The sequence below is a fragment of the Enterobacter sp. SST3 genome, assembly GCF_000286655.1.
Classification (GTDB): Bacteria; Pseudomonadota; Gammaproteobacteria; order Enterobacterales; family Enterobacteriaceae; genus Enterobacter; species Enterobacter roggenkampii.
This window is the reverse complement of record NZ_ALNS01000018.1, coordinates 51,246-64,935: the sequence shown is the minus strand read 5'-3', so window position 1 is coordinate 64,935 and position 13,690 is coordinate 51,246. Positions and strand designations below refer to the sequence as shown.

The window sequence follows — 13,690 nt, the reverse complement described above, 5'->3', positions numbered from 1 at the left end:
TCTTAACCTGAACGACGACGATTACGCGGTGCGCCGCCTGAACGACGCGGACCATTGCCGGAGCGTGGGCGGGTAAGACGCTTAGGCGGCGGCAGTTCGCTTAACAGCGCTTCCGGATTGTATTTGCTCTGCGGAATAGAGTGACCGATGTAGGTCTCAATGGCCGGAAGGTTCAGCGCATACTCTTCACACGCAAGGCTAATAGAGTGACCGCTTGCGCCCGCGCGACCGGTACGACCGATACGGTGTACGTAGTCTTCACAGTCGTCTGGCAGATCGTAGTTAAAGACGTGCGTTACGGCCGGAATGTGTAAACCACGTGCAGCCACGTCGGTGGCGACCAGAATATCGAGATCGCCGCGGGTAAACTCTTCGAGAATTCGCAGGCGTTTTTTCTGCGCCACGTCGCCGGTCAACAGGCCAACACGGTGACCATCGGCAGCCAGGTGGCCCCAGATTTCTTCACAACGGTGTTTGGTGTTCGCAAAGATGATGGCGCGATCTGGCCATTCTTCTTCAATCAGCGTTTGCAGCAGGCGCATTTTCTCTTCATTAGAAGGATAGAAGAGCTCTTCTTTAATGCGGTGACCCGTTTTCTGCTCCGGTTCCACTTCTACGTATTCAGCGTTGTTCATCTGTTCGAACGCCAGCTCGCGAACGCGGTAGGAGAGGGTTGCAGAGAACAGCATATTCAGGCGCTGGTTGGCCGGAGGCATACGGCGGAACAGCCAGCGGATGTCTTTAATGAAGCCCAGATCGTACATGCGGTCAGCTTCATCGAGCACCACAACCTGGATGGCACCGAGGTTAATGTGGTTCTGTTTGGCGTAATCAATAAGACGGCCGGTGGTACCGATCAGGATATCCACACCGCTTTCCAGCACTTTCAGCTGCTTATCGTAGCCGTCGCCGCCATAGGCCAGGCCCAGCTTCAGGCCGGTAGCCTGCGCCAGGGGTTCAGCGTCTGCGTGGATCTGTACCGCCAGTTCTCGCGTCGGGGCCATAATTAGCGCGCGCGGCTGGTTAACTTTGCGGTCTGCAATCGCTGGGTGAGAAAGTAAATAATGAAACGTTGACGTTAAAAACGCCATCGTTTTGCCGGTACCGGTTTGCGCCTGCCCGGCAACATCGCGACCGGCCAGCGTCAGCGGCAGCGCGAGGGCCTGAATGGGCGTGCAGTTATGAAACCCTTTATTTTCAAGGGCTTCAATCACCTTCGGGTGCAGCGCGAAGTCGGAAAACTTCTGTTCTGTTAAATGTGTTTTGCTCATAGTGTGGTAGAATATCAGCTTACTATTGCTTTACGAAAGCGTATCCGGTGAAATAAAGTCAACCTTTAGTTGGTTAATGCGACATCAACGCGTCGTTGGTGGAGACAAAACCAACGTACCAGGCTTATTCCTGTGGAGTTATATATGAGCGATAAAATTATTCACCTGACTGACGACAGTTTTGACACGGACGTACTTAAGGCTGACGGGCTGATCCTCGTCGATTTCTGGGCTGAATGGTGTGGTCCTTGCAAAATGATCGCCCCGATTCTGGATGAGATCGCCGACGAATATCAGGGCAAACTGACCGTTGCCAAGCTGAACATCGACCAGAACCCGGGCACCGCACCAAAATACGGTATCCGTGGTATTCCGACCCTGCTGCTGTTCAAAAACGGCGAAGTGGCGGCGACCAAAGTGGGCGCGCTGTCCAAAGGTCAACTGAAAGAGTTCCTCGACGCTAACCTGGCGTAAGGTTTCTCCGCTGTGCGTTCAGAGCCCCCGGCTAAATGATTCGGAACTCTGGACGCCCGGCTGAAGTCGTGCTAAGTTAGCTATGACTTCGTTTTAAACATATCTTGTTGTTTGAATCTTGTTTTACCCGATACTTCCCGTTGTTAACATGAACAGTGCGTGAAGTGGCTAAATTCCGGGCTTGTCACTCAATCCGTCTTGTCGTTTCAGTTCTGCGTTCTTTCCCTGTGACCAGACAGCGAACAGACATGAGTTGATGGCCGCTAAACAGGCATGGATGACCCTGCCATACCATTCACAACATTAAGTTCGAGAATCACCCCGAGTTTAAGAACCCACACCATTATGAATCTTACCGAATTAAAGAATACGCCGGTTTCTGAGCTGATCACTCTCGGCGAAAATATGGGGCTGGAAAACCAGGCTCGTATGCGCAAGCAGGACATCATTTTCGCCATCCTGAAGCAGCACGCTAAGAGTGGCGAAGATATCTTTGGCGACGGTGTGCTGGAGATATTGCAAGACGGATTTGGTTTCCTCCGCTCTGCAGACAGCTCCTACCTCGCCGGCCCTGACGACATCTACGTATCCCCCAGCCAAATCCGCCGTTTCAACCTCCGCACTGGTGACACCATTTCAGGTAAGATTCGTCCTCCTAAAGAGGGTGAACGCTACTTTGCGCTGTTGAAAGTCAATGAAGTTAACTTCGATAAGCCAGAAAACTCGCGCAATAAGATCCTCTTTGAGAACTTAACGCCGCTGCACGCGAACTCTCGCCTGCGCATGGAGCGTGGTAACGGTTCTACCGAAGACTTAACCGCGCGCGTTCTGGATCTGGCCTCACCAATCGGTCGTGGTCAGCGTGGTCTGATTGTGGCGCCGCCAAAAGCGGGTAAAACCATGCTGCTGCAGAACATCGCGCAGAGCATTGCTTACAACCACCCTGACTGTGTGCTGATGGTGCTGCTGATTGACGAACGTCCGGAAGAAGTGACCGAGATGCAGCGTCTGGTTAAAGGTGAAGTGGTTGCTTCTACCTTCGACGAGCCAGCATCTCGCCACGTTCAGGTTGCGGAAATGGTTATCGAGAAGGCAAAACGCCTGGTTGAGCACAAGAAAGACGTGATCATCCTGCTCGACTCCATCACCCGTCTGGCGCGTGCCTACAACACCGTGGTCCCGGCGTCTGGTAAAGTCCTGACCGGTGGTGTGGATGCTAACGCCCTGCATCGTCCAAAACGTTTCTTCGGTGCTGCACGTAACGTCGAAGAGGGCGGCAGCCTGACCATCATCGCGACCGCGCTGATCGATACCGGCTCTAAGATGGACGAAGTTATCTACGAAGAGTTTAAAGGGACAGGCAACATGGAACTGCACCTCTCTCGTAAGATCGCTGAAAAACGCGTCTTCCCGGCTATCGACTACAACCGTTCCGGTACCCGTAAAGAAGAGCTGCTCACCACCCAGGAAGAGCTGCAGAAAATGTGGATCCTGCGCAAAATCATTCATCCAATGGGTGAAATCGACGCGATGGAGTTCCTCATTAACAAACTGGCAATGACCAAAACCAACGACGATTTCTTCGACATGATGAAACGCTCGTAACGCAAATAAAGCCAGCGAACGCCACGTTTTTACGTGGCGTTTTTCTTTTATGGACTATACGCTAGTACCACCTACTCCCAATTTTGATGTGTAGGTGCGACAATAAGACGATTCGTAGAGTAAAAACATTAATAGCTTGAATAATATACAAATGAGGTCACAAGAAGTTTACTTTTACCTTCGGGCTATGAGCCTTCGTGGTTATACTTCCGAGACTAACATTTGTTGAGAATCCATTGTGAACCTATTCGATACGTTTACTGATCTAACCAGTATTTTTTTATTCACCACCTGTTTTCTGTTTATTGCGCGTAAGGTGGCGAAATACGTGGGGTTAGTGGATAAACCCAACTTCCGGAAGCGTCATCAGGGCATGATCCCCCTGGTGGGTGGTATTTCCGTTTTTGCCGGCATTTGCTATGCCTTCGCAATTGCTAACTACTATGTCCCACATGTCAAATTATATCTGATGTGTTCAACGGTACTGGTCATCGTCGGCGCGCTTGACGATCGTTATGACATCAGCGTTAAAATCCGCGCCTTTGTGCAGGCGGCAGTTGGCATTGCCATGATGGTCTCAGCAAAACTCTACTTGAGTAGCCTGGGCTATATTTTTGGCTCGTGGGAGATGGTGCTCGGCCCGTTCGGCTATTTTCTGACGCTTTTCGCCGTATGGGTTGCTATAAATGCCTTCAACATGGTCGATGGTATTGATGGCTTGCTGGGGGGACTCTCCTGCGTCTCGTTTGCCGCGATCGGTTTTATTTTGTGGTTTGACGGTCAATATAGTCTTGCTATGTGGTGCTTCGCCATGATTGCCGCCATCCTGCCTTATATCCTGTTAAACCTCGGTGCGCTGGGGCGTCGCTATAAAGTCTTTATGGGTGATGCGGGCAGCACACTCATTGGGTTTACCGTCATCTGGATTTTGCTGGAAACGACTCAGGGGCAAGTCCATCCTATCAGCCCTGTCACCGCGTTGTGGATTATCGCAATCCCGTTAATGGATATGGTTGCGATTATGTATCGCCGCTTGCGCAAAGGAATGAGTCCCTTCTCAGCCGACCGACAGCATATTCATCATTTGATCATGCGCGCTGGATTCACCTCCCGGCAGGCATTTGTTTTGATAACCGTGGCGGCCGCCATCCTTGCGGGAGTGGGTGTTGCCGCGGAGTATGCTCATTTTGTGCCAGAATGGGTTATGTTGGCATTATTTTTGCTAGCGTTTTTCCTTTACGGCTACTGCATTAAGCGCGCATGGAAAGTAGCGCGGTTCATTAAACGTATTAAACGCAGGATGCGTCGTAACAGTGGCAAAAACACAACATTAACTAAGTAAAACCGGGACTATGATGACTCAACCGTTGGCGGGAGCGAAATCAGTGGTAACTGAGAATGAACTGGATATTCGGGGTTTGTTTCGCGTGTTATGGGCAGGCAAACTTTGGATTGCGGGGATCGCGCTGGGGTTTGCACTGTTAGCGCTGGCCTATACGTTCTTTGCAAAACAAGAGTGGAGCGCCACGGCAATCACTGACAAACCAACGGTTAACATGCTTGGGGGGTTCTATTCCCAACAGCAATTCCTGCGAAACCTGGATATCAAAGCTAACCTCGCCACGCCGGATCAGGTCTCCGTTATGGATGAGGCCTATAAAGAGTTTGTGATGCAACTGGCTTCGTGGGATACGCGCCGCGACTTCTGGTCCCAGACGGATTACTACAAGCAGCGTCGGGTTGATAACACCAAAGCCGATGCCGCTCTGCTGGACGATCTGATTAACAATATTCAATTTATGCCGGGCGACGCGCTGCGTAATGTGAATGACAGCGTCAAGCTGATTGCAGAAACCGCGCCGGACGCCAACAACCTGCTGCGTCAGTATGTCGCGTTTGCCAGCCAGCGTGCCGCAAGCCATCTTAACGAAGAGCTTAAAGGCGCCTGGTCGGCTCGCACCATCCAGATGAAAGCGCAGGTGAAACGTCAGGAAGAGGTGGCTAAAGCGATTTTCGCTCGCCGTGTACACAATATTGAGCAGGCGCTGAAAATTGCGGAACAGCACAATATTTCCCGTACTGAAACGGACGTGCCGGCTGATGAACTGCCTGATTCAGAGATGTTCCTCCTTGGCCGCCCCATGTTGCAGGCACGTCTGGAAAACCTTCAGGCCGTCGGTCCTGATTTTGACCTCGATTACGATCAAAATCGCGCGATGCTCAATACGCTTAATGTCGGTCCATCTCTGGACCCGCGTTTTCAGACCTATCGTTATTTGCGAACGCCTGAAGAACCTGTAAAACGCGATAGTCCGCGTCGTGCATTCCTGATGATCATGTGGGGGATTGTAGGCGCACTGACGGGCGCTGGCGTGGCGTTAACGCGTCGTCGCACAAACTAAGAATGCCGTCTACGATGAAGGCTGCGGCCTTCATCGCCTAATCGAAGAGAATCGATGTGAAAGTACTAACCGTATTTGGCACCAGGCCGGAGGCCATTAAGATGGCACCTCTGGTTCATGCGCTGGCCAGCGATCCTGATATTGAAGCGAAAGTGTGCGTCACGGCCCAGCACCGTGAGATGCTCGATCAGGTGTTAACGCTCTTTTCCATCGTCCCGGATTACGACCTCAATATTATGAAACCGGGGCAAGGATTGACGGAGATAACCTGTCGCATTCTGCAAGAGCTGAAGCCTATCCTGGAGTCATTCAAGCCTGACGTGGTGCTGGTACACGGCGACACTACCACGACCGTGGCGACCAGCCTGGCCGCGTTTTACCAGCGAATTCCCGTGGGGCATGTTGAGGCGGGTCTGCGTACCGGCAATCTCTATTCGCCGTGGCCGGAGGAGGCCAACCGCACGCTTACCGGCCATTTGGCGATGTACCACTTTGCCCCAACGGAAAACTCGCGTCAGAACCTGCTGCGTGAAAATATCGCCGATAACAAGATCTTTGTGACCGGCAATACGGTCATCGATGCGTTAATTTGGGTACGTGACCGGGTCCTGGCAAACCACGAGCTTAAGAACGAACTCGCTGCCCGCTATCCATTCCTGCACAACGGCAAAAAAACCATTCTGGTCACCGGCCACCGTCGCGAAAGCTTTGGCCGGGGTTTTGAGCAAATCTGTCACGCGCTGGCTGAAATCGCGGCGCAGAACGACGACGTGCAGATTGTCTATCCGGTCCATCTTAATCCTAATGTCAGCGAGCCGGTTAACCGCATCCTGGGTCATATCGAGAATGTCCTTCTGATTGAACCTCAGGACTATCTGCCGTTTGTCTGGCTGATGAACCATGCCTGGCTGATCCTTACCGATTCCGGCGGCATTCAGGAAGAAGCGCCTTCTCTTGGCAAACCGGTGCTGGTGATGCGTGAAACCACCGAACGTCCGGAAGCGGTCAAAGCCGGTACGGTGCGTCTGGTCGGCACCAACGCGGAACTCATCGTCGAAGAGGTCACGCGCCTTCTGCATGACGACGAAACGTATCAGGCGATGAGCCGGGCCCATAATCCGTATGGAGACGGGCAGGCTTGTGGCCGTATTTTGCATGCACTTAAACACAATCGGGTATCGCTATGAGTTTTACTACCATCTCTGTCATTGGTCTTGGCTACATTGGCTTGCCCACCGCGGCGGCGTTTGCCTCTCGTCAGAAACAGGTTGTCGGTGTGGATATCAACGCCCGTGCGGTGGAAACCATTAACCGTGGCGAGATTCATATTGTCGAGCCCGATTTGGATCGCGTAGTGAAAGAGGCGGTGGAGGGCGGCTTCCTGCGCGCCAGTACCACGCCGGTTGAAGCGGATGCCTACCTGATTGCTGTTCCAACGCCCTTTAAAGGCGACCACGAGCCCGACATGGTCTACGTCGAGGCGGCGGCAAAGTCCATTGCCCCTGTGCTGAAGAAAGGGGCGCTGGTGATCCTGGAATCAACCTCTCCGGTCGGTGCTACCGAGCAGATGGCGCAGTGGCTGGCCGACGCGCGCCCTGATTTAAGCTTCCCGCAACAGGCGGGGGAGCAGGCGGATATCAACATCGCCTACTGCCCGGAGCGCGTCCTCCCGGGCCAGGTCATGGTCGAACTGATTAAAAACGACCGCGTCATTGGCGGTATGACGCCCGTCTGTTCCGAGCGTGCCAGCGCGCTGTACAAGATTTTCCTGGAAGGCGAGTGTGTGGTGACAAACTCCCGCACCGCCGAGATGTGCAAGCTGACGGAAAACAGCTTCCGTGACGTTAATATCGCCTTTGCGAACGAACTGTCGCTGATTTGCGCCGATCAGGGGATTAACGTCTGGGAGTTGATTAGCCTGGCGAATCGCCATCCGCGTGTAAACATTCTCCAGCCAGGCCCGGGCGTGGGTGGACACTGCATCGCCGTCGATCCGTGGTTTATTGTGGCTCAGAATCCGGCGCAGGCGCGCCTGATTCGCACCGCGCGTGAAGTGAACGACAGCAAACCTCACTGGGTGCTCAATCAGGTCAAAACCACGGTAGCGGATTGTCTGGCAGAGAGCGGAAAGCGCGCCAGCGAGCTGAAAATTGCCTGCTTTGGTCTGGCATTCAAACCCAACATTGACGACCTGCGCGAAAGCCCGGCAATGGAAATTGCTCAGATGATTGCCGAATGGCACAAGGGTGAAACGCTGGTGGTTGAGCCGAATATCCATGAGTTGCCGGCAAAACTGGCGGGGCACTGCACGCTGGCTGCGCTGGATGAGGCGCTGGCGACGGCGGACGTGCTGGTGCTGCTGGTGGATCATAAAGCGTTTAAAGCGACGTCCGGTGATGCGGTGCGTCAGAATTATGTGGTTGATACCAAAGGTGTCTGGCGTTGAACAGCCTGAACGGGGTACTTGAGCCCCTGCAGTGGGAGAGTGCCTTTTTCGGCCTGCCGTCGGCCATTGTGCGTCTGCGCGATGATGCGCCGGTACTGGCTGAATCGGATTTCATCGCCTGGCAACGGATTCAGGCGAAGATCCCGGCGGACCGTACCGACCTGCTTGATGCGCTCCAGCAACGCGGTTTTCAGCTGGTGGAAGGTGAGGCAGACCTTTCCATAACCCTCACCCGGCATGATGCACCCGGCGCTGAAATCGCAACCGAACAGGATATTCCCGTGCTGCGTCAGATGGCGGCTCAGGCGTTTGCGCAGAGTCGCTTTCGTACGCCCTGGTACGCACCTGACGATAGCGGCCGTTTCTATGCCCAGTGGATAGAGAATGCGGTTAAAGGCACCTTTGACCACGTCTGCCTGGTTTTACGCGCAGGGGACGGTCAACCCCAGGGGTTCGTCTCGCTTCGCAAGCTCAACGTGCGCGAGGCGCGTATTGGCTTATTAGCCGGGCGCGGCATGGGTGAGAAACTTATGCAGGCGGCGCTGCACTGGGCGCAGCAGCAGCAGGTTGAGACGCTGCGGGTGGCGACCCAGGTGGGCAACACCGCCGCGCTTAAACGTTATATTGCGAGTGGTGCCAACATCGACGCCACCGCCTACTGGTTATACAGGTGACAAGATGATTCCATTTAACGCACCACCCGTCGTCGGAACGGAACTCGACTATATGCAGTCTGCCATGGGCAGCGGCAAACTCTGCGGTGACGGCGGTTTCACCCGTCGCTGTCAGCAGTGGATGGAACAGCGTTTTCGCAGCGCCAAAGTACTGCTGACCCCGTCCTGTACGGCATCGCTGGAAATGGCCGCACTGCTGCTGGATATCCAGCCCGGCGATGAAGTGATCATGCCGAGCTACACCTTCGTTTCCACGGCGAATGCGTTTGTCCTGCGCGGGGCGAAAATCGTCTTTGTGGATATCCGCCCGGATACCATGAACATTGATGAGACGCTGATTGAAGCGGCGATCACCGACAAAACGCGCGCGATCGTGCCGGTTCACTACGCAGGTGTGGCCTGTGAAATGGACACCATCATGGCCATCGCCAAAAAACATAACCTGTTTGTGGTGGAAGATGCCGCGCAGGGCGTGATGTCGACCTACAAGGGACGCGCGCTGGGCACCATCGGCCACATCGGCTGCTTTAGCTTCCACGAAACCAAAAACTACACGGCAGGCGGAGAGGGTGGCGCGACGCTGATTAACGACCGGGCGCTCGTGGAGCGTGCGGAAGTGATCCGCGAAAAAGGCACCAACCGCAGCCAGTTCTTCCGCGGCCAGGTAGACAAATACACCTGGCGCGATATTGGCTCCAGCTATCTGATGGCGGATCTGCAGGCCGCGTACCTGTGGGCGCAGCTGGAAGCCGCGGATCGCATCAACCTGCAGCGTCTCTCCCTGTGGCAAACCTATTACGATGCGCTGGAACCTCTGGCAAAAGCCGGGCGTATTGCGCTGCCAACGATTCCGGCGGATTGCGTCCACAACGCGCACATGTTCTACATCAAGCTGCGCGATAACGACGACCGCAGCGAGCTCATCGCCTGGCTGAAAGAAGCCGAAATTATGGCGGTGTTCCACTATATCCCGCTGCACTCCAGTCCGGCGGGCGAAGCGTTTGGAACGTTCGCGGGTGAAGACCGTTACACCACCAAAGAAAGTGAGCGGTTGCTTCGTCTGCCACTGTTCTACAACCTCGCGCCAGTTAACCAGCGTACGGTGATTAATACCCTCCTGAGTTATTTCGGCTGATATGTCACTGGCAAAAGCATCGGTGTGGACCGCCGCGTCCACGCTTGTAAAAATTGGGGCCGGGCTGTTGGTCGTCAAGCTCCTGGCCGTCTCATTTGGCCCGTCAGGAGTGGGGCTGGCGGGTAATTTCCGTCAGCTTGTCACCGTCCTTGGCGTGCTGGCTGGTGCCGGTATCTTCAACGGCGTCACCAAATACGTTGCGCAGTATCATGATGATGCGGCCCAGCTCCGCAGGGTGGTGGGCACCTCGTCGGCGATGGTCACGGGTTTTTCGACCCTGATGGCGATTATCTTTCTGCTGGCGGCGGCGCCCATCAGCCAGGGATTATTCGGTCACACCCACTATCAGGGGCTGGTGCGTCTGGTCGCATTGGTTCAGATGGGGATTGCCTGGGCTAACCTGCTGCTGGCGCTGATGAAAGGGTTTCGTGATGCTGCCGGGAACGCGCTTGCGTTGATCCTGGGCAGCGTCATCGGCGTGATTGCCTATTATTTCTGCTATCGCCTGGGTGGCTATGAAGGCGCACTGCTGGGGCTGGCGCTGGTTCCGGCGCTGGTGGTTGTGCCTGCGGCATTTATGCTGATGCGTCGGGGCGTCATTCCGCTGAGCTACCTGAAACCGCAATGGGACTCGATGCTTGCCAGCCAACTGGGTAAATTTACCCTGATGGCGCTCATCACCTCCGTCACGCTGCCGGTGGCCTACGTGATGATGCGAAACCTGCTGGCGGCGCACTATAGCTGGGATGAGGTCGGGATCTGGCAGGGCGTAAGCAGTATTTCCGATGCCTATCTTCAGTTTATTACGGCTTCCTTTAGCGTTTACCTGCTGCCAACCCTGTCGCGTCTGACGTCCAGACAGGACATAACGCGCGAGATTTTCCGATCGCTGCGCTTTGTATTGCCGGCCGTCGCGGCTGCCAGCTTTACCGTCTGGTTATTGCGCGATGTCGCCATCTGGCTGCTGTTCTCGGCGAAGTTCACCGCCATGCGCGATCTCTTTGCCTGGCAGCTGGTGGGTGATGTACTGAAAGTGGGGGCTTACGTTTTCGGCTATCTGGTGATCGCGAAAGCGTCCCTTCGGCTCTATATCCTGGCGGAAATTAGCCAGTTTGTTTTACTGACGGCATTTTCACACTGGCTGATCCCCACGCACGGTGCGCTGGGGGCGGCCCAGGCCTACATGGCAACCTATATCGTTTATTTCGCCGCCTGTTGCGGTGTATTTTTATTGTGGCGTAAACGCGCATGACTGCACTGATTCACATCCTGGGATCGGATATCCCACACCATAACCAGACCGTTTTGCGGTTCTTCAACGACGAGCTGGCATCGGGCGATCCTGATGCGCGTGAGTTTATGGTTGCAGGTCAGGATAAGGGCCTGAGCGAGGCGTTTCCGGCACTGACGATTCGCTTCTGGCCGGATAAGGCCTCACTGGCGAAGGCGGTGGTTGCCAAAGCCAAAGCGGATCGTAAGCAACGTTTCTTTTTCCACGGGCAGTTCAATACCGGCCTGTGGCTGGCGCTTCTCAGCGGAGGGATTAAACCCTCCCAGTGCAGCTGGCATATCTGGGGAGCCGATCTTTATGAAGTCTCCCGCGGCTGGAAATTCCGTCTTTTTTATCCCCTGCGCCGCATGGCTCAGGGGCGCGTAGGCTGCGTTTTTGCTACCCGCGGCGATCTCAACTATTTTGCTAAACAGCACCCGAACGTGCGCGGCGAGTTGCTCTATTTCCCCACCCGCATGGATCCGGCGCTGAACGCCATGGCGAATGACGCGGTGCGAGAAGGCAAGCTGACGATTCTGGTGGGGAATTCCGGCGATCGCAGTAACGAACATGTCGCGGCGCTCAGGGCGGTGCATCAGCAGTTTGGCGACACAGTGAACGTGGTGGTGCCGATGGGCTATCCCGCCAACAACAGCGCCTATATCGACGAGGTTCGTCAGCAGGGGCTGGCGCTGTTTAGCGCTGAAAATCTGCACATCCTCAGCGATAAGCTGGAATTTGATGACTATCTTGCGCTGCTGAGAAAATGCGATCTCGGTTATTTCATCTTTGCCCGGCAGCAGGGGATTGGCACGCTGTGCCTGCTGATTCAGGCAGGTGTACCGTGCGTGCTCAACCGCGACAACCCGTTCTGGCAGGACATGGCCGAGCAGCATATTCCGGTGCTGTTTACCTCAGACACGCTGAATGTCGAGGTGGTACGTGAAGCTCAACGTCAGCTCACGCTGGTGGATAAAAACAGCATCGATTTTTTCAGCCCGAATTATCTCACGCCGTGGCACCGCGCGCTGCGTATCGCTGCAGGAGACAAAGCATGAGTCAGTTGCAATTCAGCGGCTTACTGGTTGTCTGGCTTCTGAGCAGCCTGTTCATCGCCACGCTCACCTGGTTTGAATTCCGGCGCGTGCGCTTCAACTTTAACGTCTTCTTCTCGTTACTGTTTCTGCTGACGTTCTTTTTCGGCTTCCCGTTGACCAGCATACTGGTCTTCCGTTTTGACGTGAGCGTCGCGCCGCCGGACATTCTGCTCCAGGCGCTTCTGGCGGCGACCTGCTTCTATGCGGTCTACTACGTCACCTATAAAACGCGTCTGCGTTCAGCGCAGGCTGCAGCCCCACGCCGGGCGCTCTTTACCATGAATCGGGTGGAAACCCACCTGACATGGGTGATGCTGATGACTATCGCCCTGGTCAGCGTTGGCATCTTCTTCATGCATAACGGCTTCCTGCTTTTTAAACTCCACTCCTACAGCCAGATTTTTTCGGCAGAAGTCTCGGGCGTGGCGCTTAAGCGTTTCTTCTACTTCTTCATCCCGGCGATGCTGGTGATCTTCTTCCTGCGCCAGGACAGCAAAGCGTGGCTGTTCTTCCTGGTCAGTACCGTCGCATTTGGCATCCTGACCTACATGATTGTGGGCGGTACGCGCGCGAACATCATCATCGCCTTCGCGATCTTCCTGTTTATCGGCATTATCCGCGGCTGGATCTCGCTCTGGATGCTGGTTGCAGCAGGCGTGTTTGGCATTGTGGGGATGTTCTGGCTGGCGCTGAAGCGCTACGGGATGAACGTGGCGGGTGATGAGGCGTTTTATACGTTCCTTTACCTCACGCGCGATACCTTCTCGCCATGGGAAAACCTGGCACTGCTGCTGCAAAATTACGACAAGATTGATTTCCAGGGGCTGGCGCCGATTGTTCGCGACTTCTACGTCTTTATTCCTTCCTGGCTATGGCCGGACCGTCCTGGCGTGGTGCTGAATACGGCGAATTACTTCACCTGGGAAGTGCTGAACAACCATTCCGGTCTGGCAATTTCACCTACGCTGCTCGGTTCCCTGGTGGTGATGGGCGGGGCATGGTTCATTCTGCCCGGTGCGGTTGCCGTGGGGTTGATTATCAAGTGGTTCGACTGGCTTTACCTGCGTGGCAATGAAGAGACCAACCGCTATAAAGCGGCCATTTTGCACAGTTTCTGCTTTGGTGCCATTTTCAATATGATCGTTCTGGCGCGCGAAGGTCTGGACTCGTTCGTTTCGCGCGTGGTGTTCTTCATGGTCGTTTTCGGCATCTGCCTGTTACTGGCCAAGCTGTTGTACTGGCTGTTTGACAGCGCCGGGCTTGTGCACAGGCGCGAGCGGCAGGGCAGCACAACGCTGTCGCAAGTCTGAGTAAGG

General features: G+C 54.8%; 12 protein-coding genes. 11 read left to right on the top strand and 1 reads right to left on the bottom strand.

The features are described 5' to 3' along the window. Window positions 1-2: 2 nt before the first annotated feature. Entirely contained in the window at window positions 3-1,271 is a 1,269-nt protein-coding gene (rhlB, locus tag B498_RS10055; RefSeq protein WP_008501567.1) for an ATP-dependent RNA helicase RhlB, read from the bottom strand. Window positions 1,272-1,415: 144 nt separating this feature from the next. Between rhlB and trxA the strand changes: the two genes are divergently transcribed. The 11 genes from trxA (at window position 1,416) to wzyE (ending at window position 13,684) form a co-directional block, all read left to right on the top strand. Continuing rightward, the gene (gene trxA, locus B498_RS10060) at window positions 1,416-1,745 is read left to right on the top strand and encodes a thioredoxin TrxA (RefSeq protein ID WP_006179218.1); all 330 of its coding nucleotides are present in this window, start codon (window positions 1,416-1,418) and stop codon (window positions 1,743-1,745) included. 345 nt (window positions 1,746-2,090) lie between these two features. After that, complete coding sequence (rho, locus tag B498_RS10065) at window positions 2,091-3,350, top strand: transcription termination factor Rho (protein ID WP_008501566.1); 1,260 nt, start codon at window positions 2,091-2,093, stop codon at window positions 3,348-3,350. A gap of 238 nt (window positions 3,351-3,588) precedes the next feature. Beyond that, window positions 3,589-4,692 (top strand): UDP-N-acetylglucosamine--undecaprenyl-phosphate N-acetylglucosaminephosphotransferase, encoded by a 1,104-nt coding sequence (wecA, locus tag B498_RS10070; protein WP_008501564.1) that lies wholly within the window; start codon window positions 3,589-3,591, stop codon window positions 4,690-4,692. Between the two features lie 13 nt (window positions 4,693-4,705). Beyond that, window positions 4,706-5,752: an ECA polysaccharide chain length modulation protein gene (gene wzzE / locus B498_RS10075; RefSeq protein WP_008501563.1), complete on the top strand. Its 1,047-nt coding sequence runs from the start codon at window positions 4,706-4,708 to the stop codon at window positions 5,750-5,752. A 56-nt stretch (window positions 5,753-5,808) separates the two neighbouring features. After that, on the top strand, window positions 5,809-6,939 hold the full coding sequence (gene wecB, locus B498_RS10080) for a non-hydrolyzing UDP-N-acetylglucosamine 2-epimerase (protein ID WP_032622928.1): 1,131 nt from the start codon (window positions 5,809-5,811) through the stop codon (window positions 6,937-6,939). Then, window positions 6,936-8,198, top strand: a complete 1,263-nt coding sequence (wecC, locus tag B498_RS10085; RefSeq protein WP_008501561.1) for a UDP-N-acetyl-D-mannosamine dehydrogenase — start codon at window positions 6,936-6,938, stop codon at window positions 8,196-8,198. Before wecB ends, wecC begins: the two co-directional genes overlap by 4 nt. Then, window positions 8,195-8,872: a dTDP-4-amino-4,6-dideoxy-D-galactose acyltransferase gene (rffC, locus tag B498_RS10090; RefSeq protein WP_008501560.1), complete on the top strand. Its 678-nt coding sequence runs from the start codon at window positions 8,195-8,197 to the stop codon at window positions 8,870-8,872. Before wecC ends, rffC begins: the two co-directional genes overlap by 4 nt. Window positions 8,873-8,876: 4 nt before the next feature. Further along, the gene (gene rffA, locus B498_RS10095) at window positions 8,877-10,007 is read left to right on the top strand and encodes a dTDP-4-amino-4,6-dideoxygalactose transaminase (RefSeq protein WP_008501559.1); all 1,131 of its coding nucleotides are present in this window, start codon (window positions 8,877-8,879) and stop codon (window positions 10,005-10,007) included. A gap of 1 nt (window position 10,008) precedes the next feature. Continuing rightward, entirely contained in the window at window positions 10,009-11,259 is a 1,251-nt protein-coding gene (gene wzxE / locus B498_RS10100) for a lipid III flippase WzxE (protein ID WP_008501558.1), read from the top strand. After that, entirely contained in the window at window positions 11,256-12,335 is a 1,080-nt protein-coding gene (locus tag B498_RS10105) for a TDP-N-acetylfucosamine:lipid II N-acetylfucosaminyltransferase (RefSeq protein ID WP_008501557.1), read from the top strand. The genes wzxE and B498_RS10105 overlap by 4 nt, the downstream gene beginning before the upstream one ends. Next, window positions 12,332-13,684 (top strand): ECA oligosaccharide polymerase, encoded by a 1,353-nt coding sequence (wzyE, locus tag B498_RS10110; protein WP_008501555.1) that lies wholly within the window; start codon window positions 12,332-12,334, stop codon window positions 13,682-13,684. The genes B498_RS10105 and wzyE overlap by 4 nt, the downstream gene beginning before the upstream one ends. Window positions 13,685-13,690 lie beyond the last annotated feature (6 nt).